The sequence below is a fragment of the Rhodococcus sp. 1168 genome (genome assembly GCF_002091955.1).
Lineage (GTDB): Bacteria > Actinomycetota > Actinomycetes > Mycobacteriales > Mycobacteriaceae > Rhodococcoides.
In genome coordinates this window covers 127,806-148,851 of sequence record NZ_MKKY01000042.1, presented here as the reverse complement: position 1 = coordinate 148,851, position 21,046 = coordinate 127,806, and the positions used below count along the sequence as shown (strand labels likewise).

At 62.0% G+C, this 21,046-nt stretch carries 20 protein-coding genes; 16 read left to right on the top strand and 4 right to left on the bottom strand.

Annotated elements, in window-relative coordinates:
• The first annotated feature begins 52 nt into the window (after positions 1-52).
• The 16 genes from rpe (at position 53) to BJI47_RS24035 (ending at position 16,685) form a co-directional block, all read left to right on the top strand.
• Positions 53-733, top strand: coding sequence for a ribulose-phosphate 3-epimerase (rpe, locus tag BJI47_RS07750; RefSeq protein ID WP_088943163.1), 681 nt, complete (start codon positions 53-55; stop codon positions 731-733).
• On the top strand, positions 730-1,773 hold the full coding sequence (ribD, locus tag BJI47_RS07745) for a bifunctional diaminohydroxyphosphoribosylaminopyrimidine deaminase/5-amino-6-(5-phosphoribosylamino)uracil reductase RibD (protein ID WP_254900446.1): 1,044 nt from the start codon (positions 730-732) through the stop codon (positions 1,771-1,773). The genes rpe and ribD overlap by 4 nt, the downstream gene beginning before the upstream one ends.
• Before the next feature lie 73 nt (positions 1,774-1,846).
• Positions 1,847-2,458 (top strand): riboflavin synthase, encoded by a 612-nt coding sequence (locus tag BJI47_RS07740; protein WP_088943162.1) that lies wholly within the window; start codon positions 1,847-1,849, stop codon positions 2,456-2,458.
• A gap of 70 nt (positions 2,459-2,528) precedes the next feature.
• Complete coding sequence (locus BJI47_RS07735) at positions 2,529-3,782, top strand: bifunctional 3,4-dihydroxy-2-butanone-4-phosphate synthase/GTP cyclohydrolase II (protein ID WP_084348997.1); 1,254 nt, start codon at positions 2,529-2,531, stop codon at positions 3,780-3,782.
• On the top strand, positions 3,779-4,276 hold the full coding sequence (gene ribH, locus BJI47_RS07730) for a 6,7-dimethyl-8-ribityllumazine synthase (RefSeq protein ID WP_088943161.1): 498 nt from the start codon (positions 3,779-3,781) through the stop codon (positions 4,274-4,276). Before BJI47_RS07735 ends, ribH begins: the two co-directional genes overlap by 4 nt.
• Positions 4,273-4,728 (top strand): PH domain-containing protein, encoded by a 456-nt coding sequence (locus tag BJI47_RS07725; RefSeq protein ID WP_088943294.1) that lies wholly within the window; start codon positions 4,273-4,275, stop codon positions 4,726-4,728. The genes ribH and BJI47_RS07725 overlap by 4 nt, the downstream gene beginning before the upstream one ends.
• A gap of 63 nt (positions 4,729-4,791) precedes the next feature.
• Entirely contained in the window at positions 4,792-6,900 is a 2,109-nt protein-coding gene (gene uvrC, locus BJI47_RS07720; RefSeq protein WP_176224723.1) for an excinuclease ABC subunit UvrC, read from the top strand.
• Between the two features lie 67 nt (positions 6,901-6,967).
• Positions 6,968-7,834, top strand: coding sequence for an RNase adapter RapZ (gene rapZ / locus BJI47_RS07715; protein WP_368655879.1), 867 nt, complete (start codon positions 6,968-6,970; stop codon positions 7,832-7,834).
• Positions 7,831-8,856, top strand: coding sequence for a uridine diphosphate-N-acetylglucosamine-binding protein YvcK (gene yvcK / locus BJI47_RS07710; protein ID WP_088943159.1), 1,026 nt, complete (start codon positions 7,831-7,833; stop codon positions 8,854-8,856). The genes rapZ and yvcK overlap by 4 nt, the downstream gene beginning before the upstream one ends.
• Positions 8,847-9,830: a DNA-binding protein WhiA gene (gene whiA, locus BJI47_RS07705; protein ID WP_084348827.1), complete on the top strand. Its 984-nt coding sequence runs from the start codon at positions 8,847-8,849 to the stop codon at positions 9,828-9,830. The genes yvcK and whiA overlap by 10 nt, the downstream gene beginning before the upstream one ends.
• Before the next feature lie 202 nt (positions 9,831-10,032).
• A complete protein-coding gene (gene gap, locus BJI47_RS07695; protein WP_088943157.1) occupies positions 10,033-11,052 on the top strand; it encodes a type I glyceraldehyde-3-phosphate dehydrogenase in 1,020 nt (339 codons plus the stop codon).
• A 5-nt stretch (positions 11,053-11,057) separates the two neighbouring features.
• Positions 11,058-12,269, top strand: coding sequence for a phosphoglycerate kinase (pgk, locus tag BJI47_RS07690; protein WP_088943156.1), 1,212 nt, complete (start codon positions 11,058-11,060; stop codon positions 12,267-12,269).
• 3 nt (positions 12,270-12,272) lie between these two features.
• Positions 12,273-13,058, top strand: a complete 786-nt coding sequence (gene tpiA / locus BJI47_RS07685; protein ID WP_088943155.1) for a triose-phosphate isomerase — start codon at positions 12,273-12,275, stop codon at positions 13,056-13,058.
• A gap of 181 nt (positions 13,059-13,239) precedes the next feature.
• Positions 13,240-13,473 (top strand): preprotein translocase subunit SecG, encoded by a 234-nt coding sequence (gene secG, locus BJI47_RS07680; RefSeq protein WP_084348831.1) that lies wholly within the window; start codon positions 13,240-13,242, stop codon positions 13,471-13,473.
• 70 nt (positions 13,474-13,543) lie between these two features.
• Positions 13,544-16,366 (top strand): phosphoenolpyruvate carboxylase, encoded by a 2,823-nt coding sequence (ppc, locus tag BJI47_RS07675; RefSeq protein ID WP_088943154.1) that lies wholly within the window; start codon positions 13,544-13,546, stop codon positions 16,364-16,366.
• A gap of 145 nt (positions 16,367-16,511) precedes the next feature.
• Entirely contained in the window at positions 16,512-16,685 is a 174-nt protein-coding gene (locus tag BJI47_RS24035) for a hypothetical protein (RefSeq protein WP_176224722.1), read from the top strand.
• A gap of 32 nt (positions 16,686-16,717) precedes the next feature.
• On the opposite strand, the gene pgl is transcribed toward BJI47_RS24035, so the two are convergent.
• Genes pgl through tal form a run of 4 tightly spaced genes read right to left on the bottom strand, consistent with a single transcriptional unit; the run spans position 16,718 to position 21,046 of the window.
• Positions 16,718-17,464 (bottom strand): 6-phosphogluconolactonase, encoded by a 747-nt coding sequence (gene pgl, locus BJI47_RS07670; RefSeq protein ID WP_088943153.1) that lies wholly within the window; start codon positions 17,462-17,464, stop codon positions 16,718-16,720.
• Positions 17,457-18,365 carry a glucose-6-phosphate dehydrogenase assembly protein OpcA gene (opcA, locus tag BJI47_RS07665; RefSeq protein WP_368655878.1) on the bottom strand — a complete coding sequence of 303 codons (909 nt, stop codon included), beginning with the start codon at positions 18,363-18,365 and terminating at the stop codon, positions 17,457-17,459. The genes pgl and opcA overlap by 8 nt, the downstream gene beginning before the upstream one ends.
• Entirely contained in the window at positions 18,362-19,918 is a 1,557-nt protein-coding gene (zwf, locus tag BJI47_RS07660; RefSeq protein ID WP_088943151.1) for a glucose-6-phosphate dehydrogenase, read from the bottom strand. Before zwf ends, opcA begins: the two co-directional genes overlap by 4 nt.
• Positions 19,919-19,921: 3 nt before the next feature.
• Positions 19,922-21,046, bottom strand: a complete 1,125-nt coding sequence (gene tal, locus BJI47_RS07655) for a transaldolase (protein WP_088943293.1) — start codon at positions 21,044-21,046, stop codon at positions 19,922-19,924.

Sequence of the window (21,046 nt, the reverse complement as noted above, 5' to 3'; positions counted from 1 at the left end):
ACCTTCTGGACTGTGAGAAAGCAGTACGACGGTACCGACTAGGATCAGTGGTGTGGCAGCTCCGATGATCGCACCGTCCATCCTTTCCGCCGACTTCGCTCGTTTGGGTGAAGAAGCCGATGCAGTCGAGGGCTCCGACTGGCTGCACGTCGACGTCATGGACGCCCATTTCGTACCCAATCTGACGTTGGGGTTACCGGTGGTTCAGTCGTTGTTGAAGGCCACCGGCATTCCGTTGGACTGCCACCTGATGATCGAGGATCCGGCTCGCTGGGCACCGTCGTACGCCGAGGCGGGCGCCTACAACGTCACGTTCCATGCCGAGGCAACCGACGACCCGGTCGCGGTGGCCGCAGACATTCGTGCAGCGGGTGGGAAAGCAGGCCTGGCCGTCAAGCCCGGTACACCCATCGAGCCGTACCTCGAGATCCTTCGTTCGTTCGACACGCTTCTCGTCATGAGCGTGGAGCCTGGGTTCGGTGGGCAGTCGTTCATGCCCGAGGTGCTGAGCAAGGCCGGTATCGTCCGATCGCTCGTCGATTCGGGTGAGCTGAAGCTGATCGTCGAAATCGACGGAGGGATCAACGTCGACACGATCGAGCAGGCCGCGGAGGCCGGGATCGACTGCTTTGTGGCCGGTTCGGCCGTCTACGGCACTTCGGATCCGGCAGGCGCGGTCCGAGGCCTACGCGCGCAAGCAGCCCGGGCCTCGAAGCACCTGTTGCACGAATGAGTGTCGCCTGGATGGCAGGTGGCGGTTCCACCTCCATCGACGAGGCGATGCGGATGGCCGTCTACGAAGCCGAGGAAGCCAGAGGCAGAACGAGCCCGAATCCACCGGTGGGAGCGATCATTCTCGACGTCGATGGTGTAGTCGTCGGCGTCGGGTCGACCCAGCCGCCTGGTGGTCCTCATGCTGAGGTCGTGGCGTTGCTGGAAGCAGGCGCGAAGGCGCGCGGGGGCACTGCGGTGGTCACGTTGGAACCGTGCAATCACACTGGTAGAACTGGTCCGTGCTCGCGGGCACTCATCGAAGCCGGCATCGCCAAGGTGGTGTTCGCCGTTGCCGATCCCACTCCGTTGGCACAGGGCGGCACCCACACGCTGATCGAAGCAGGCGTGCTCGTCGAGTCCGGAACAGGCGCCGAGACCGTCGCCAAGGGGCCACTGCGTGCGTGGTTGCACAAGCAGCGGACCGGCCGTCCCCACGTGACCTTGAAGTACGCCGCAAGTCTGGACGGCCGGAGCGCTGCGGCCGACGGCTCGAGTCAGTGGATCACCGGTCCGGCAGCGCGTGCCCACGTTCACGAGCAACGGTCCAAACTCGACGCCATCGTCGTCGGTACCGGCACGGTGAAGACCGACGATCCGAGACTGACTGCTCGGTTGCCCGACGGCACCGACTCGCCACATCAGCCCACACGAGTTGTGGTGGGACTTCGGGAGACAGCCCCGACAGCGCAGGTCCTAAGTTCGGACGCACCGACACTGTTCGTGCGGAGCCGTGAGCCGGCCGATGTGATGCACGCTCTGGCCGAGCACACCGATGTCCTGATCGAAGGTGGTCCGACATTGGCCGGCGCGTTTCTGGCCGCGGGGCTGGTCGACAGGATCGTGGCCTATATCGCTCCTCTCGTGCTGGGATCCGGCCCGGCGGCAGTGAAGAATGCAGGTGTCGGAACAATCACCGACGCCTTGAGGTTTTCTATCGAAAGTGTGCAGCCGATCGGGGCCGACATTTTTCTCAGTGCTGTTCCGAACCGACACGCCTGAACCGCACGTGCAGACACCATCCGCTGGAGTAGCGGAATGACAGAGAGACCGACCGGACAGGAGTGAGTACGAAGTGTTCACCGGAATCGTCGAGGAACTCGGCGAGATCATCGGCAGGGAAGACCTTGTCGACTCGGCCCGCTTCACGGTCAAGGGGCATATCGTGACCTCGGACGCAGGTCACGGCGACTCCATCGCGGTGAACGGGGTATGCCTGACCGTCGTGGACGTGCTGGCAGAAGGCGCATTCACCGCTGATGTCATGCAGGAGACTCTCGACAGGTCGTCGTTGCAACGGCTCGAGGTAGGCAGCCGAGTCAACTTGGAACGTGCCATGGCGATGGGCAAGCGCCTCGGCGGGCACCTCGTGCAGGGGCACGTCGACGGGACCGGAACCGTCGTTCATCGTTCGCCGTCGGAGAACTGGACCGTGGTGCGCGTATCGATGCCTACGTCGGTCGCTCGTTACGTCGTGGAGAAAGGCTCGATCACAGTCGACGGAGTGTCGTTGACAGTATCGGCGCTCGGCAAGGACGAAGTCGGCGAGCACTGGTTCGAGATCTCGTTGATCCCGACCACTCTCGACTTGACGACGTTGGGAAGTGCCGAGGTCGGTGCGCCCGTCAATCTGGAAGTGGACGTCATCGCCAAGTATGTGGAGCGCCTGCAGACCATAGGTGCCTAGAAAGTACGCTCGAAGGTGCACCCGCACCCTCGGATGCATGGTGGGGTATGACAAGTATGGAGCGCAGGACGTGACAAGGTTCGACAGTATCGAGCGTGCGGTCGCTGACATCGCCGCGGGTAAAGCAGTTGTGGTTGTCGATGACGAGGATCGCGAGAACGAGGGCGATCTCATCTTCGCCGCCGAGAAGGCGACGCCCGAACTCGTCGCGTTCATGGTGCGGTACACCTCCGGATATCTGTGTGTACCGCTCGCCGGTGAGGACTGTGATCGACTCGGGCTGCCGCCGATGTTCGCCACCAACCAGGACAAACACGGCACCGCATACACGGTGACCGTCGATGCGCGCGAGGGCATCGGCACCGGCATTTCCGCGTCCGATCGTGCTGCGACAATGCGGTTGTTGGCGGACCCGGACACGGGCGCGAACGACTTCACACGCCCTGGTCACGTCGTGCCACTTCGTGCGAAAGAGGGTGGCGTTCTGCGTCGCCCCGGCCACACCGAAGCTGCCGTCGACCTCGCACGCATGGCCGATCTGCGGCCGGCGGGCGTCATCTGCGAAATCGTCAGCCAGAAGGACGAGGGCGCGATGGCCCAAACCGACGAATTGCGGGTCTTTGCAGACGAACACAACCTGGCTCTGATCTCTATCGCCGACCTCATCGCGTGGCGGCGTAAGCACGAGAAGCACGTGGTCCGCGTCGCCGATGCACGCATCCCGACCAGACACGGGACGTTTCGTGCCGTCGGCTACCAGAGCGTGTACGACGAGGTCGAGCACGTTGCGCTCGTTATGGGCGATATCGCAGGCCCGGACGGCGACGGAAGCGACGTTCTCGTTCGCGTTCACTCGGAGTGCCTCACAGGCGACGTGTTCGGATCACTCCGATGCGATTGTGGACCCCAGCTCGATGCTGCGATGGACATGATTGCCGCGGAGGGTCGGGGCGTCGTGCTCTACATGCGCGGTCACGAGGGCCGCGGCATCGGTTTGCTGCACAAGCTGCAGGCCTACCAACTCCAAGACGCAGGTTCGGACACCGTCGACGCAAACCTGCAGCTGGGGCTTCCAGCAGACTCCAGGGATTACGGGATCGGTGCCCAAATTCTGGTGGACCTCGGGATCTCGTCCATGCGGTTGCTGACCAACAACCCGGCGAAGCGAGTCGGGTTGGACGGGTACGGACTCCACGTGACAGAGCGCGTTCCCATGCCGCTCCGCGCGAATGCCGAGAATCTGACATACCTTCGCACCAAACGAGACCGCATGGGACACGACCTCGTCGGTTTGGACGAGTACGAAGCTGGGACCAACCGATGAGCGGCGGCGGCGAACCCGAACTGCAGCTGACCGGTGCAGGTGACCTGAAGCTGGCCATCGTTGCGGGCCAGTGGCACAGGACGATTTCCGAGGCTCTGCTGGCAGGTGCCAAGCGGAAGGCCGAAGAGGTCGGTATCACCGACGTCACCGTGGTGCGTGTCGCCGGTGCGATCGAACTTCCGGTAGTTGCCCAGGCTCTGGCCAAGTCGCATGACGCGGTGGTCGCACTCGGGGTGGTCATCCGCGGCGGCACCCCCCATTTCGAGTACGTATGCGACGCTGTCACTGCTGGTCTGACTCGGGTCTCGCTCGACGAAAGCACGCCCGTCACCAACGGAGTGCTCACGACGAACGATGAAGCACAGGCGCTCGATCGGGCCGGTCTTCCGGAATCGAAAGAGGACAAGGGTGCGCAAGCGGTCGCAGCTGCTGTCGACACCGCGCTGACACTCAAGCATTTACGTCAGCCGTGGACCGACGAGGCGTTCCGATGACCGACGAAGCTCGTTGGGAACTCGAGGTTCGGTCGATCAAGTCCGCTCGGTTCGCGATAGCGGCGGCGGTCGTGCTGTTGGTGTCGCACACTACCGTGGCGATTCTTCTGCGAGTGTCCCCAACCGGGGTCTACTTCCGCACTGCCGATCAGCTTGCACTCGCCGGAATCGGTGTCCTGCTCGCCGGGATCGCGTTGTTGCTGACTCGACCACGGGTACGTGTCGGTAGAGAAGGCGTCGCCGTTCGCAACATTCTGTCCGAGCGCCTGATCGAATGGGATCTGGTGCGCGGCCTGTCGTTTCCCGACGGTGCGATGTGGGCTCGAGTGGATATACCCGACGACGAGTTCATCCCGGTCATGGCAATTCAGTCCAACGATCGCGGCCACGCCGTCGACGCAGTGCGGGCGTTCCGTTCGCTCGAAGCGAAGTACACGGGCGCCGACAGGTGATGAGAAGATTGGGCGCGCAGCGCTGGGTCTGGTCCGTCGGTAGCTGCGACTAGCCTGGGATACGTGTCCGATCCAGCTACCTATCGCCCTGCAACCGGAACTATTCCGGTCGAGCCCGGTGTGTACAAATTTCGTGATCCGCATGGACGCGTCATCTATGTCGGAAAAGCAAAAAGCCTCCGTAGCCGCCTGAACTCGTATTTCGCCGACGTTGCCTCTCTTCATCCCCGTACCCGACAGATGGTGACCACCGCGGCCTCGGTCGAGTGGACCGTCGTGACGACCGAGGTCGAGGCACTTCAGCTCGAATACAACTGGATCAAAGAATTCGATCCTCGGTTCAATGTTCGCTATCGCGATGACAAGAGCTACCCGATGCTCGCGGTCACGATGAACGAAGAGTATCCACGCCTGTTCGTCTACCGGGGCCCACGGCGCAAGGGTGTGCGATATTTCGGTCCGTACGCCCATGCCTGGGCCATCCGGGAGACCCTCGATCTGCTGTTGCGGGTATTTCCAGCACGCACCTGTTCGGCTGGAGTGTTCAAGAGGCACAAGCAGATCGGTCGACCTTGTCTGCTCGGGTACATCGACAAGTGCTCGGCGCCGTGCGTGGGTCGTGTCTCGGCGGACGAGCATCGCACGATCGTCGAAGACTTCTGCGACTTTCTCTCCGGTAAGACCGACAGACTGGTTCGTCAGATCGAGAAGCAGATGCAGACGGCGTCCGATGATCTGGACTTCGAAACCGCTGCCCGATTGCGCGACGACGTCGGCGCATTGCGTCGCGCGCTCGAGAAGCAGGCGGTCGTGCTCGGTGACGGCACCGATGCCGATCTCGTCGCTTTCGCCACCGATGCACTCGAGGCTGCGGTTCAGGTATTCCACGTTCGCGGCGGACGTGTGCGAGGCCAGCGCGGCTGGGTCGTAGAGAAGGCAGGCGAGGTGATCGAGCAGCAGGCGGCTGATCAATCCGATCTCCCGGCGTTGGTCGAGCAATTCCTCACCCAGTTCTACGGTGAGCAGGCAGCGCTGTCGTCACACGCGCCCGGAAACCGGGACAGCCAGAACGACGACGGCAGTGCCAACGCGGTTCCTCGTGAGGTTCTCGTACCAGTGTTGCCCGCCAACGCAGCCGAAGTGCAGCTGTGGCTCAGCTCGCTCCGCGGATCCAATGTGACGCTTCGAGTACCGCAACGTGGGGACAAGAAGGCGCTCGCCGAGACGGTGGAGCGCAACGCAAAGGAAGCGCTGCAGCAGCACAAACTCAAGCGTGCAGGCGATTTCACCTCGAGATCTGCGGCCTTGCAAGGAATTCAAGAGGCACTGGATCTGGATTCGGCACCGCTTCGGATCGAGTGCATCGATATCTCCCACGTGCAAGGAACAGATGTCGTCGCGTCGCTGGTGGTGTTCGAGGATGGGCTTCCACGCAAGAGCGACTATCGGCACTATTCCATCAAGGAAGCGGCCGGAGACGGGCATTCCGACGACGTGGCAAGTATCGCGGAGGTGACACGCCGTAGGTTCCTGCGTCACAGCTCCGATGCGAGCGGAGCCGGTTCCGGTGGAGATCTCGCGCCCGAGGCGGCGCTCGACCCGCACACCGGGCGGCCGCGGCGGTTCGCATACCCTCCCAATCTTTTCGTGGTCGACGGCGGCGCACCTCAGGTAGCCGCAGCCGCCGAGGTTCTCGATGAGCTCGGTATCACCGATGTGGCTGTCGTCGGCTTGGCGAAACGACTCGAAGAAGTGTGGGTGCCGGGCGAGGCGGACCCGGTGATCCTGCCGCGTACCAGTGAATCTCTGTATCTGCTGCAACGTGTGCGAGACGAGGCGCACCGGTTTGCGATCACGTTCCACCGCAGTAAACGATCCAGACGTATGACCGCATCGGCTCTCGACTCGGTCAAAGGACTGGGGGAGAGTCGGCGAAATGCACTCGTCGGGCACTTCGGTTCGGTCGCGAAACTCAAAGAAGCGACTGTCGCCGACATCATCGAGGTGCCCGGTATCGGTGAGATGACAGCCAAAGCTGTACTCCTTGCACTCAGCGGCGAAGCGGCTTCCGGCGCGCCGGGCGTCGAGGTGGGGGATGATGTCCCCGGTGGCGGCACGTTCGATGGGGGCGAACGCGGTCGGCAGGAAGCAACTTCGACAGGGCAGGCATGACGTGAGCGAACCCGATATCCAGCATGCCACCGACCGGCCGGACAGGCAGGTCGGTCGAGGTGACAGCATCGAAGTAGCGCTCGTCACCGGGTTGTCCGGCGCGGGGCTTCGGACAGCTGCAAAGGTCTTGGAGGATCTCGGGTGGTACGTCGCCGACAATCTTCCACCCGAGCTGATATCACAGATGGTCGATCTCGGTCTGGAGTCCGAACCGCGGATCGATCGTCTCGCTTTGGTGATGGATGTCAGAAGTCGATTGTTCACGGGCGACCTCGACTGGGTGGTCCGCGAACTCGATTCCAAGGGCGTTCGCAATCGTGTGCTGTTCCTCGACGCCACGGACGCCGCCCTCATTCAACGGTTCGAATCGAATCGTCGTAGTCATCCGCTGCAGAACGACGGCCAGGACGGCACGCTCACCGAGGGCATCGCGGCGGAGCGGATTCGGTTGGCGCAGGTGAAAGCTACCGCCGACGTCACCATCGACACCACCTCACTGTCCGTGCATCAACTGCGGCGGAAGATCGAGACGGCCTTCAGCGGTGTCGACGCAGATCTGATCGGTGTGACCGTGCAGTCGTTCGGGTTCAAGTACGGACTACCCATGGACGCTGATGTGGTCTGCGACGTACGGTTCCTCCCCAACCCGCATTGGATTCCAGAACTACGCGAGCACACCGGTCGTAACCCCGCGGTGAGCGAGTATGTCCTGAGTCAGGACGGCGCGCAGGACTATCTGCAGACGTTCCATCACCTGTTGCAGCTGACGGTGAACGGCTATCGGCGAGAGGGTAAGCAGTACATGACGGTGGCGGTGGGTTGCACGGGCGGCAAACATCGAAGCGTGGCGATGTCGGAGGCTTTGGCGATACTTCTGGGTCGGCACGATGATCTGTCGGTGCGGGTTCAGCATCGCGATGCGGGCCGCGAATGAGTGCGAAAGACGGAGGCGCTGTCGGGTCTTCGCTGAAGATCGTGGCTCTCGGTGGGGGACATGGCCTGTACGCGACGCTCAGTGCCGCACGCAGACTGGCGTCGGATGTGACCGCGGTGGTCACCGTGGCCGATGACGGCGGATCCTCCGGTCGACTTCGTGCCGAACTCGGCGTACTGCCGCCAGGGGATCTACGCATGGCGCTCACTGCTCTGGCTGCCGAGGATCCGCGAACTCAGCGATGGGCGGAGGTCCTCCAGCACCGGTTCGGTGGTTCCGGCGCATTGGCGGGACACTCGGTCGGGAACTTGATCCTTGCCGGGCTCACCGAAGTTCTCGGTGATCCGTTGTCGGCATTGAAAGAGATCGGATCGCTGCTCGGCATCGAGGGGCAAGTGGTGCCGATGGCACTGGTGCCGCTCGACATCGAAGCGGACGTGTCAGGTCTCGAGGACGATCCGCGTGTGAGCAGAGTCATTCGTGGTCAGGTCGCGGTCGCCACCACCCCAGGCAAAGTGAGAAGGGTGCGGCTGACGCCACCCGGTCCGCCGGCGACGCCCGAGGCGATAGCGGCAATCGAGGCGGCCGACCTTGTGGTACTCGGGCCGGGGTCGTGGTTCTCGAGTGTCATTCCCCATGTTTTGGTCCCGGATCTGCTGACGGCGCTGGAGACGACAGCAGCGCAGAAGGTTCTGATTCTGAACCTGGCACCGGAACTAGGCGAGACCACAGGATTCTCTGCCGAGCGTCATCTGCACGTACTCTCCCAACACGCACCTGATTTCTCCGTGGATTACGTCGTGGTGGATTCGGCCTTCGTCCCGGACGGCGCGGAACGCGACCACGTAGCTCGAGCTGCCGCAAGGCTCGGGGCCGACGTCGTGTACGTAGACGTCGCCGAATCAGGAACTCACGCGCATCATTTCGGCAAGTTGGCTGCTGCCCTCGGTAACATCGTCTCGTCGCGGGACGAGGCACCGATGGGTTCCGCACGCAGAGAGGGGAACACTTCGTGGCCATGACAGCGGAGGTGAAGGACGAGCTGAGCAGGCTCGCGATTACCCAGGTGAGCTGCAGGCGAGCCGAAGTATCGGCCCTGCTGCGATTCGCCGGTGGGCTTCACATCGTTGCAGGAAGAGTCGTCGTGGAGGCGGAGGTCGATCTCGGATCGATCGCTCGGCGTCTGCGACGCGAAATTTTCGAACTCTACGGCTACTCGTCCGACGTCCATGTCCTGAGTGCCGGCGGGCTGCGTAAGACCTCGCGCTACGTCGTCCGGGTTGCCAAGGACGGCGAGGCGTTGGCCAGACAAACTGGACTGCTCGATATGCGGGGCCGTCCCGTCCGAGGTCTCCCAGCTCAGGTCGTCGGCGGAACGATCGGCGATGCAGAAGCTGCCTGGCGGGGTGCGTTCCTCGCCCATGGGTCACTCACCGAGCCGGGCCGCTCATCCGCGCTCGAGATCAGTTGCCCAGGACCCGAAGCGGCGTTGGCCTTGGTCGGCGCTGCCAGGCGCCTCGGTGTCGCAGCAAAGGCACGCGAAGTTCGCGGTACCGACCGGGTCGTCGTTCGTGATGGTGAAGCGATCGGCGCACTCTTGACCCGAATGGGCGCTCAGGACACCCGGTTGGTGTGGGAAGAGCGTCGGATGCGCAGGGAAGTGCGGGCCACCGCAAACCGCCTCGCGAACTTCGACGACGCCAACCTCCGGAGATCGGCTCGCGCTGCCGTCGCAGCTGCGGCGCGGGTGGAGCGAGCCTTGAACATTCTCGGGGACGAGGTGCCGGACCATCTGGCAGACGCAGGTGCTCTACGCGTACAGCATCGCCAGGCGTCGCTGGAAGAACTCGGTCAGCTCGCCGATCCCCCGATGACGAAGGACGCAGTCGCCGGAAGAATCCGTCGACTGTTGTCCATGGCGGACCGTAAAGCCAAGGACACCGGTATTCCGGACACCGAGTCGGCCGTCACAGCGGAATTACTCGACGAGGCCTGAACGGTCCGGTGTTGGGTGTCGCGCGCGCAAGCGGTGCCCGCACACTAGGGTGGAATCTGCGCGTGCGGAAGTTTGCATGCGCAAACCACGAAGAACCGGTACAACAGCACCGGTTCGACAACATCGTTCGACAACATCGTTCGACAACATCGTTCGACAACATCGGTGCAACGACATCGATTCGACAACTTAGGAGCGAACAGTGACGATCCGGGTAGGCGTTAACGGTTTCGGCCGTATCGGACGTAACTTCTTCAGGGCGGTAGATGCGCAGAAGGCTTTGGGCACAACCGACATCGAGATCGTCGCCGTCAATGACCTCACGGACAACGCGAGCCTCGCTCACCTCCTGAAGTACGACTCCATCCTTGGGCGCCTGCCCCACGAGGTGAGCCTCGAGGGTGACGACACGATCGTTGTCGGGAACCAGAAGATCAAGGTTCTGTCGCTGCGCGAAGGACCTTCGGCGCTCCCATGGGGCGATCTGGGTGTCGACGTGGTCGTGGAGTCCACCGGTATCTTCACCGACGCTGCCAAGGCAAAGGGACACCTCGACGCAGGCGCGAAGAAGGTCATCATCTCCGCTCCCGCCAAGGGTGAGGACATCACGATCGTCATGGGCGTCAACGACGACAAGTACGACGGCAGCCAGAACATCATCTCCAACGCGTCGTGCACCACCAACTGCCTCGGCCCCATCGCGAAGGTCCTCGACGACAACTTCGGCATCGTCAAGGGCCTCATGACGACCATCCACGCGTACACACAGGATCAGAACCTGCAGGACGGCCCGCATTCGGACCCCCGTCGTGCACGCGCGGCCGCTCTGAACGTCGTTCCGACGGGTACCGGCGCAGCGAAGGCCATCGGCCTTGTTCTCCCGCAGCTGCTCGGCAAGCTCGACGGCTACGCACTTCGGGTTCCGATCCCAACCGGTTCGGTCACCGACCTCACCGCTCACCTCGCCAAGAAGGCGAGCGTGGAGGAGATCAACGAGGCTATGCGTGTTGCCGCAGAGGGACCGCTCAAGGGCATCCTGAAATACAACACCGACCCGATCGTCTCCTCGGACATCGTCACCGACCCGCACTCGAGCATTTTCGACGCACCGCTGACGAAGGTCATCGACGACCAGGTCAAGATCGTCTCCTGGTACGACAACGAGTGGGGCTACTCCAACCGCCTCGTCGACCTCATCGGACTCGTCGGAAAGTCTCTCTGATCAACATGGCCGTGAAGACACTGCAGGATCTGCTATCGGCCGGCGTGTCCGGCCGCGCAGTGCTCGTGCGCGCCGACTTCAACGTTCCGATCGAGAACGGTGTCATCACCGATCCCGGTCGGATCGTTGCGTCGCTGCCCACGCTGAAAGCGCTGCTCGACGCCGACGCAAAGCTGATCATCACAGCTCACCTCGGCCGACCCGAGGGCAAGCCAGAGGCGAAGTACTCGCTGGCTCCGGTCGCGGCGAAGCTGGGTGAGCTGCTCGGGCGTCATGTTCAACTCGCAGGTGACGTCGTCGGCCAGGATGCGCAGGCACGTGCCGAGGGTCTGACGGATGGCGATGTACTCCTGCTGGAGAACATCCGCTTCGACCCGCGTGAAACCAGCAAGGACGACACCGAGCGCGCGAGCTTGGCTGCCGAACTGGTCGCATTGACCGATGGCGAGGGCGCTTTCGTATCCGACGGGTTCGGGGTGGTTCATCGCAAGCAGGCTTCGGTTTTCGATGTTGCCGCACTCCTGCCGTCGTACGCGGGAAATCTGGTAGCCACCGAGGTCGAGGTCTTGAAGACACTGACCGAGACTCCGAAACGCCCGTACGCAGTGGTCCTGGGTGGTTCGAAGGTGACGGACAAGCTCGCGGTGATCGAGGCGCTTGCTCCGAAGGTCGACACTCTGGTGATCGGCGGCGGCATGTGCTTCACATTCCTCGCTGCTCAGGGTGTTTCGGTAGGTACCTCGCTTCTGCAAGAGGACATGATCGAGACCTGCAAGGACCTGCTCGAGCGATTCGGAGACGTCATCCATCTTCCCAAGGATGTCGTCGTCGCCGATTCGTTCTCTGCTTCTGCCGAATCGAAGATCGTTCAGTCCTACGAGATTCCGGACGGCTGGATGGGGCTCGATATCGGACCTGAGTCGGTGGAACGCTTCGGAGCGGTCCTACGCGCGGCCAAGACAGTGTTCTGGAACGGTCCGATGGGCGTGTTCGAGTTCGAGAAGTTTGCAGCCGGGACCAAGGGCTTGGCCGAGGCAATCGGATCGGCTACTGCCAACGGTGCGTTCAGCGTCGTCGGTGGTGGTGATTCTGCTGCAGCCGTTCGTGCCCTCGGATTGCCGGACGATGGTTTTTCGCACATCTCGACCGGGGGTGGCGCGTCCCTGGAGTACCTCGAGGGTAAGCACCTTCCCGGACTCGCAGCGTTGGAGGTCTGACTCGTGTCACGCAAGCCGCTCATCGCAGGTAACTGGAAAATGAATCTGAACCACCTCGAAGCGATTTCGCTGGTGCAGAAGATCGCTTTCTCGCTGCCGGCAAAGTACTTCGACAAGGTCGATGTGACGGTTATCCCGCCGTTCACCGACATCCGCAGCGTGCAGACCCTCATCGAGGGTGACAAGCTACTGCTCACCTTCGGTGCGCAGGACGTCTCGGCGCACGACTCGGGTGCGTACACAGGCGAAATCAGCGGCTCGATGCTGGCGAAGCTGGGTGTCACTTTCGTGGTCGTCGGCCACTCGGAGCGTCGCACGCTACACAGCGAGGACGACGCGACGGTGTTGGCCAAGACCAAGGCCGCTCTGAAGAACGGGCTCACCCCGATCGTCTGCATCGGAGAGGGCTTGAACATCCGAGAGGCCGGTGAGCACGTGTCGTACAACGTCAAGCAACTGCGCGGCTCGCTGAACGGACTGTCGGCCGAGGACATCTCGAAGGTGGTCATCGCCTACGAGCCGGTCTGGGCCATCGGTACAGGTCGAGTGGCCAGCGCGTCCGATGCTCAGGAAGTGTGCGGCGCGATCCGTGAGGAACTGAAGACCCTGGCTACCGACGAAGTTGCCGCGGTGGTTCGGGTTCTCTACGGGGGTTCGGTCAACGCCAAGAACGTCGGCGAGATCGTCGGCCAGGTCGATGTCGATGGAGCACTCGTCGGTGGGGCTTCCCTCAAGGCGGACGAATTTGCCACACTGTCGGCCATCGCCGCCGGTGGGCCTCTTCCCTGATCCGGAGTTCTTCGCTTCGAGCCTCGGGTTTCAGGCACGAGAGTACTAACGGTCGTCGGGCAGTAGACGCGATCGTGACAGATTCGAACGGTTCGGACACCGTGCTCCTCGGGCACGGTGTCCGAACCTGTTCGTAAGGCAGGTAAGCTGCCAAAGGCATCCAATCGATTTTGAGGTGGACATGGATCTGTTTCTGGATATCTTGCTGGTTATCACCAGTCTGGCGTTGATTTTGTTGATCCTGCTGCATCGCGGCAAGGGCGGCGGTCTGTCCAGTCTGTTCGGTGGCGGCGTCCAGTCGAGCTTGTCCAGCTCGACTGTGGTCGAGAAGAACCTCGATCGTTTGACGATTTTCACCGGAGTGGTGTGGCTCATCGCAATTCTCGGAATCGGTCTGGAGATCAAGTACTCCTGATATTCGGCTGACTGCGGTACCGATCCGGTCTTGGGCTGCGCACGCGGCTCGACTCGGCGATACTGGGGGAATGAGCGAATCCTCCTTCGAATCGGTCGGTTCACCAGCATTCGTCACACCGACCACTCAGGGCCGTGAGTTGACCGAGCCCCTCCGTGAGGACATCCGCTATCTCGGTGGAATCCTCGGCGACATCATTCGCGAACACGAAGGCCCTGACGTGTTCGATCTCGTCGAACGTGCACGGCTCGAGTCTTTTGCTGTTCGCCGATCCGAGGTGGAGCGCGAAGATTCTGCCAGCTTTTATGCCGACGCCGATGTGGCCCAAGCGATTCCATTGATTCGAGCGTTCAGTCATTTCTCGCTCCTTGCAAATCTCGCGGAAGACCTACACCGCGAGCGACGTCGCGCCATCCACGTCGACAAAAACGATCCGCCGCAGGCCAGCAGTCTCGATGCAACGTGGCTTGCACTCGATGCAGCGGGCCTCACGCAGTCACAAGTGACTGCAGCGTTGGCGGACGCACTGGTCTCGCCGGTGATCACCGCGCATCCCACCGAGACCCGTCGACGTACCGTATTCGACGTCCAGGCGAAAATCACCGACCTCATGCGTCGGCGCCAGGTCGTCTCGACGGCCAAGGCCTCGAGTTCCGCGCAGGAATTGACTTCCATCGACACCCAGATCCGACGTCAAGTACTGACCCTGTGGGAAACAGCTCTGATTCGTTTGTCGCGCTTGCGTATTCAAGACGAGATCGAAGTCGGTCTTCGCTATTTCGAATCCTCGTTGTTCGATGTCATCCCCGCGTTGAACGCCGATGTGCGGAGCGCACTGCGGCTCCGGTGGCCGGACAGCAATCTGCTTGCGCGACCCATCCTGCGTCCTGGTTCGTGGATCGGTGGAGACCGCGACGGAAATCCGAACGTCACCGCCGAGGTGGTACATACCGCCACGCACCAAGCCGGGTACGTGGCGTTTGCGTACTACTTGGACGAATTGGTCTCGCTCGAGAAGGAACTGTCGATGTCTGCCAGGCTGGTGGCCGTCACGGAGGACCTGCTCGCCCTCGCTTCTACCTCGGGTGAGCCGGATGATCGTCGGTCCGATGAGCCGTATCGAGTGGCCATAGCAGGTATTCGAGCACGACTGTCGGCCACGGCGGGTGCGGTCCTCGACTCCGTACCGGTATCGGCGCTCGACCGTGGGGTGGCGCCCTACGCTCGGCCACAGGAGGTTCTCGACGATTTGGACACGGTCGATCGTGCTTTGCGAGCAGACGGTGACGCATTGATCGCCGATGATCGCCTTCGTAAGTTGCGGCAGTCCGTCGAGACATTCGGCTTTCACCTGCAAGCGTTGGACATGAGACAGAATTCCGAGACGCACGAGATTGTGGTCGCCGAGCTTCTCTCGTGGGCCGGCGTCCACCAGGACTACCTGTCACTCGGCGAGGTGGACCGGGTGGCGGTCCTCTCTCGTGAACTGACGACCCGGCGCCCATTGATCGGTCCGACCGCCGAGCTCAGCGAGCTCGCAACGAAGGAACTGGGCATCGTTCGAGCGGCCAAGGAAGCCATCGATCATCTGGGTCCCGACACGATCCAGAACTACATCATCAGCATGTGCGAGTCCGTCAGCGACATGCTCGAGGCAGCCTTGTTGCTCAAGGAGGCGGGAATCTTCGACCCCGGAGTCGACGGGTCGGCACCGATGTCGTCCGTGGGCGTCGTACCGTTGTTCGAGACTATCGAGGACCTGCAACAGGGCGCAGCAACATTGATCGCCACTCTCGAAGTTCCCGTGTATCGAGCGCTTGTCGCTGGTCGCGGCATGAACCAAGAAGTCATGCTGGGTTACTCGGACTCCAACAAGGACGGCGGATATCTAGCCGCCAACTGGGCGCTGTATCGGGCTGAACTCGACCTACTCGAGGCCTCGCGCAAGACCGGAATCAGGTTGCGGCTCTTCCATGGTCGTGGAGGCACTATCGGCCGCGGGGGTGGCCCGAGCTACGACGCGATACTGGCGCAGCCGCCAGGGGTCGTGCAAGGCTCACTTCGACTGACCGAGCAGGGCGAGATCATCGCTGCGAAGTATGCCGAGCCTTCCAGGGCTCGGCGGAATCTGGAATCGCTCGTAGCTGGAACGCTCGAGTCGAGTTTGTTGGATGTCGAGGGCCTGGGCGAGAATGCGGGGCCTGCCTACGCGGTACTCGACGATCTGGCAGAGCGAGCGCGTGCGGCGTACGGTCGGCTTGTCCATGAAGAGCCTGGATTCGTCGAGTACTTTTCGATGGCGACGCCGGTGGCAGAGGTCGGTGAATTGAACATCGGAAGCCGTCCCGCCTCGCGCAAGCCGACCAACTCGGTGAGCGACCTTCGTGCGATCCCGTGGGTCATGTCCTGGAGTCAGTGTCGAGTCATGCTTCCGGGCTGGTACGGAACAGGAACTGCGATAGAAGAGTGGGTCGGCGGGGACGAGAACAAATTCGCCGCTCTGACTGATCTGTATCGGACATGGCCGTTCTTCCAGACCGTGTTGTCCAACCTTGCCCAGGTGATGGCCAAGTCCGACTTGGGTATTGCCGCACGCTACGCAGAGCTCGTCCCGGACCGAGAGCTACGCAAACGGATCTTCGGCATGATCGAGACCGAGCACGCGAAGACGGTGCGCATGTATCTGCGGATCACCGGCCACACCCGACTGCTCGAGGACAACCCGGCATTGGAACGCTCGGTTCACAACAGGTTCCCGTATCTCGAACCGCTGAACCAGATGCAGGTGGAAATGCTGCGCAGGTTCCGCGCAGGCGATACGGATGAACGCGTCAAACGCGGAATTCTGTTGACGATGAACGGTCTCGCCACCGCACTTCGCAACAGCGGCTGAGGTTTCGTTCACCCCGGGGCTCGATCGGTCCCGGGCGGCGAGCGGTTCGGCACGATCGGACGAATAGGGCCGTCGGTGGAACCGGCCCCGCTGTCGGCGCGTCTTAAGAGGTAGGGGGACGGGATCGCGGACCAAGGAGTCAGAAATGTCACAATGCAGAGAAAGCATCGAAGCATGGCGCGACGGAAGGGCTTACCGCTCGGTCGGGCACGGGGGACGTCGAATCCAGATGCCGGCCAGGCAAACCCCGATCAGGCAGAACCCTGTCGACACCGAACAGACTCTCGAATCCGGCACACACGGTGCCGAGCCTGTCTGACATGACCAGGATCGGCGCCGTCTGGAGTGTCTTCAGTCGGTGGCAAGTCCCGATGCTGCATCCGCGTCGAGGAACCATACGGTCGAGGTAGAACCCACCGCACCGGCAGACGGTATGTCCACTGGGTCGGCACCACCCACAGCAGCGGATACCGCTTCGGCCTTCGCGGCACCGGACACCAGCAACCATACATGCTTGGCACGCTGAATTGCAGGTAGTGTCAACGTTATTCGAACCGGAGGCGGTTTGGGGGAGTCTTCGACGGCAACGACGTAGTGGGTCTTCTCGCGCACTGCGTCGGTATGTGGGAAGAGCGAATTGATATGGCCCTCACCGCCCATGCCGAGCAGATGGATGTCGAACGCAGGAGTGTGGTTACCGTCCGAATGCGACCCCAGAATCTGCGCATAGGTGACAGCGGCGAGTCGTGCATCGCTCCCGTGGGGCCCGTCGGACGCGGCCATCGGGAACACACGGTCCGGGTGAACCGGGACATGGTCGAGCAGAGCGTTCCTGGCTTGTACTTCGTTCCGCTCCGGATCGCCTGACGGAAGGAAGCGCTCGTCGCCGAAATAGACGTCCACCTGCGACCAGTCGATTGCGCCGGAGTCTTCTCGCAGAGCTTCGAGCAATGCGATTCCGGCGCCGCCGCCCGTCAACACGACCGAGGCAGAACCACGATCGGCCTGGGCGGCGACAACCACTTCGACGAACCGGGACCGCGCAGCGTCAACCAGTGCTTGCGCGTCCAGGAATTGCAGAACCGACATCTTACTCATAGGTCACCTTGGACAGCCCTTTCAATGCGAGTTCATAGATTTCATCGGTATCGAGTCGACGCAATTCTTCGGCAAGGCACTCGCGAGTCTCACGGCGCGCGAGGGCGACCTCGGCGTCAGGTTGGCCTGTTCTCGACAGCGTCGCCGTTTTTCCGGTCTGGGGTCGAACGATGCTGATCGCGCTGTTCTCGCGCTTCAATTCGACTTTCAGTTCACCGGTCCTACGGTGCACCGGTACCTCGAGCTTCACTGCGAGCCACCCGGCGAGGATGTCGAGTGCGGGCTCCTCTGCGAGACCGGAAACAGTGGCGTCCACGACCTTCTCGTGTGGAGCCTGATCCAGCGCGGTGGCGAGCAACCCACGCCAGTAGGTGACTCGACTCCACGACAGGTCCGAGTCGCCCTGGGAGTAACTGTCGAGCCGCGACTTGATCGTCGACGTCGGATCCGGCGAATTCGTGGCATCGGTGATTCGCCGAATTGCCAACTTGCCCAACGGATCTTGCGCCGGGACCCTGGGTGCTTCGTTCGGCCACCAGACTACGATCGGGGTGTCCGGCAATAGAAACGGAATGACGACACTGTGTTCGTGCTCGGCAAGTTCACCGTGCAGCCTGAGCACCACTACCTCGGATGCTCCCGCATCGCCACCCACCCGAATCTGGGCGTCCAACCCGGATTCGGCAGATCTGTCTCCTCGAATGAGGACGATGACGCGACACGGATGCTCTCGGCTCGCTTCGTTGGCTGCTTCGATGGCAGTCTCGGCTTGCTCGCTGTCACGGCTGGCGACGATGAGCGTGAGCACTCGTCCGATGGTGACAGCGCCACCGGATTCACGAAGCTCGATCAGCTTCTTGCCCACGGCCCTCGTCGTCGTGGCGGGAATATCGACGATCACGGCCTTCTCCATTCGCGTCCGGTGCGGTGCATCATTTCATCGCCCGATGTCGGACCCCATGTACCGGCCTCGTACGGCTCGGCAGTGCCACCCGCAGCCCAGAAGTCGAGAATCGGATCCAGAATCTGCCACGAAAGCTCGACCTCGGCGTTGACCGGGAACAGTGATGGCTCGCCGAGCAGCACATCGAGGATCAGCCGCTCGTACGCCTCCGGTGAAGACTCCGTGAACGCCTGGCCGTAGCTGAAGTCCATGCTGACGTCTCGAACCTGCATGCTCGAGCCAGGCACCTTGGATCCGAAACGCATCGTCACACCCTCATCGGGTTGAACTCTGATGACGAGTGCATTCTGGCCGAGTTCTTCTGTCATCGTTTCGTCGAAGGGAAGATGCGGCGCACGTTTGAACACCATCGCAATTTCGGTGACCCGGCGACCGAGTGCCTTGCCCGTCCTGAGATAGAAAGGAACTCCGCCCCATCGACGCGTGTCGACCTCGAGTGTGATGGCGGCGTAGGTCTCGGTGTTGGACTCGGTGTCGAAACCTTCTTCTTCCTTCAGGCCCTTGACCTTCTGACTGCCCTGCCAGCCCGCGCTGTATTGCCCACGCGCCGAAGTCTGGGCCAGTGGTTCCGCCAATTTCGTTGCCGAGAGAACCTTGATCTTCTCCGACTGCAATTCGGTGGGACTGAAACTGACCGGTTCCTCCATGGCAGTGATAGCCAACAGTTGCAGCAGGTGATTCTGGATCACGTCACGTGCTGCGCCGATGCCGTCGTAGTAGCCGGCTCGCCCACCGAGACCGATGTCCTCGGCCATGGTGATCTGGACGTGATCGACGTAGTGCGCGTTCCAGATCGGGTCGAACAACTGGTTCGCGAACCGGAGCGCCAGAATGTTCTGAACAGTTTCCTTGCCGAGATAGTGGTCGATGCGGAAAACGGTGTCCTCGGGAAACACTCGGTTCACGACGGCGTTCAGTTCCTTGGCGCTCGCAAGATCGTGACCGAAAGGCTTCTCGATGACGACGCGACGCCAATTGTCGTCCGTGCTCTGCGCCAACCCGGATCGCGAGAGTTGTTCGAGCACAACCGGAAACGCGCTGGGAGGAACCGAAAGGTAGAAGGCATGGTTGCCGGCGGTTCCACGTGTTGCATCCAATTCGCCCAGTGTGCGGGCCAATTCGTCGAAGGCGGCGTCGTCGTCGAAGGAACCCTGTACGAAGCGAAATCCTTCGGCAAGGGTGTTCCACACTTCTTCGCTGAAGGGCGTTCGTGCGTGGTCGCGAACTGCATCGTGCACGATCTTCGCGAAATCTTCGTTGCCCCACTCGCGACGAGCGAAGCCGACCAAGGCGAAACCGGGGGGGAGTAGCCCTCGGTTCGCCAGGTCGTACACCGCAGGCATGAGCTTCTTTCGAGCGAGATCGCCTGTGACGCCGAATATCACCAGGCTGCACGGGCCGGCGATACGAGGAAGGCGTTTATCGCGGGGATCGCGAAGTGGGTTTTGCCACTCCGCAGTGCTCTTCGGGTCGGAGTCTGCGGTGGCCACGTATCAGCTCTTCTGGCCCGCTTGGCGAAGCTGCTCACCGGTGGCTTCGAGCAGTTCGTTCCACGATGCCTCGAACTTTTCGACGCCTTCGTTTTCGAGGGTGAGGAACACGTTCGAGATATCGATCCCGATAGCGGAAAGCCGGTCGAACACTTCCTGAGATTCGGGGCCCTTCCCGGAAATGGTGTCGCCAGTGATTTCACCGTGATCGGCGACCGCATCCATGGTCTTTTCCGGGATCGTATTCACGGTGTTGGGGGCGACCAGATCGGTGACGTACAAGGTGTCCGGGTATGCCGGATTCTTGACCCCGGTCGATGCCCACAGTGGACGCTGCGGGCGAGCGCCGGACCCAGCGAGATCGTGAAACCGTGAGCCCACCTCGAACGCCTGCTGGTATGCCACGTACGCGAGCCGCGCGTTGGCCAGCGCGGCCTTGCCCTCTAGATCCTTTGCGGCAGGGGTGCCGATCTTGGCCAAGCGTGCATCGATTTCGGTGTCGACGCGAGAGACGAAGAACGACGCGACCGAGTGAATCTTCGACAGGTCGTGCCCTGCGGCGCGAGCAGCTTCGAGGCCTTCGAGGTATGCACCGATGACCAGTTCGTAGCGTTCGACGGAGAAGATCAGCGTCACGTTGACGCTGATGCCCTCACCGATGACCTTGGCAATGGCGGGGATGCCTGCCTCGGTTGCCGGGATCTTGATCAGGACGTTGGGACGGTCGACGATCTTCCACAGTTCGACCGCCTGAGCGATCGACTTCTCGGTGTCGTGTGCCAGTCGTGGATCGACCTCGATGGAAACACGTCCGTCGACTCCGCCGGTCGCCTCGAAGACCGGTGCGAAGATATCGCACGCGTTTCGTACGTCGTCTGTGGTGACGGTTCGGATGGTGGCGTCGACATCGGCGCCACGTTCGGCTAGTTCGGTCACCTGAGCGTCGTAGGCGTTGCCCTTGCTGAGCGCTGCCTGGAAGATCGACGGATTGGTCGTCACGCCGACGACGCTCTTGCTGTCGATCAATTCCTGCAGGTTGCCGGAGGAGATACGGTCACGCGACAGGTCGTCGAGCCACACCGATACTCCAGCGGCCGATAGAGCGGCGAGATTCTTGTTCTGGGTCAT

Excerpts from the sequence above, each read along its gene's own strand:
- ribD (WP_254900446.1), top strand. The coding sequence starts at position 730 with ATGAGTGTCGCCTGGATGGCAGGTGGCGGTTCCACCTCCATCGACGAG.
- ribH (WP_088943161.1), top strand. The coding sequence starts at position 3,779 with ATGAGCGGCGGCGGCGAACCCGAACTGCAGCTGACCGGTGCAGGTGAC.
- BJI47_RS07725 (WP_088943294.1), top strand. The coding sequence starts at position 4,273 with ATGACCGACGAAGCTCGTTGGGAACTCGAGGTTCGGTCGATCAAGTCC.
- yvcK (WP_088943159.1), top strand. The coding sequence starts at position 7,831 with ATGAGTGCGAAAGACGGAGGCGCTGTCGGGTCTTCGCTGAAGATCGTG.
- pgk (WP_088943156.1), top strand. The coding sequence starts at position 11,058 with ATGGCCGTGAAGACACTGCAGGATCTGCTATCGGCCGGCGTGTCCGGC.
- secG (WP_084348831.1), top strand. The coding sequence starts at position 13,240 with ATGGATCTGTTTCTGGATATCTTGCTGGTTATCACCAGTCTGGCGTTG.
- ppc (WP_088943154.1), top strand. The coding sequence starts at position 13,544 with ATGAGCGAATCCTCCTTCGAATCGGTCGGTTCACCAGCATTCGTCACA.
- BJI47_RS24035 (WP_176224722.1), top strand. The coding sequence starts at position 16,512 with ATGTCACAATGCAGAGAAAGCATCGAAGCATGGCGCGACGGAAGGGCT.
- pgl (WP_088943153.1), bottom strand. The coding sequence starts at position 17,464 with ATGAGTAAGATGTCGGTTCTGCAATTCCTGGACGCGCAAGCACTGGTT.
- tal (WP_088943293.1), bottom strand. The coding sequence starts at position 21,046 with ATGACCCAGAACAAGAATCTCGCCGCTCTATCGGCCGCTGGAGTATCG.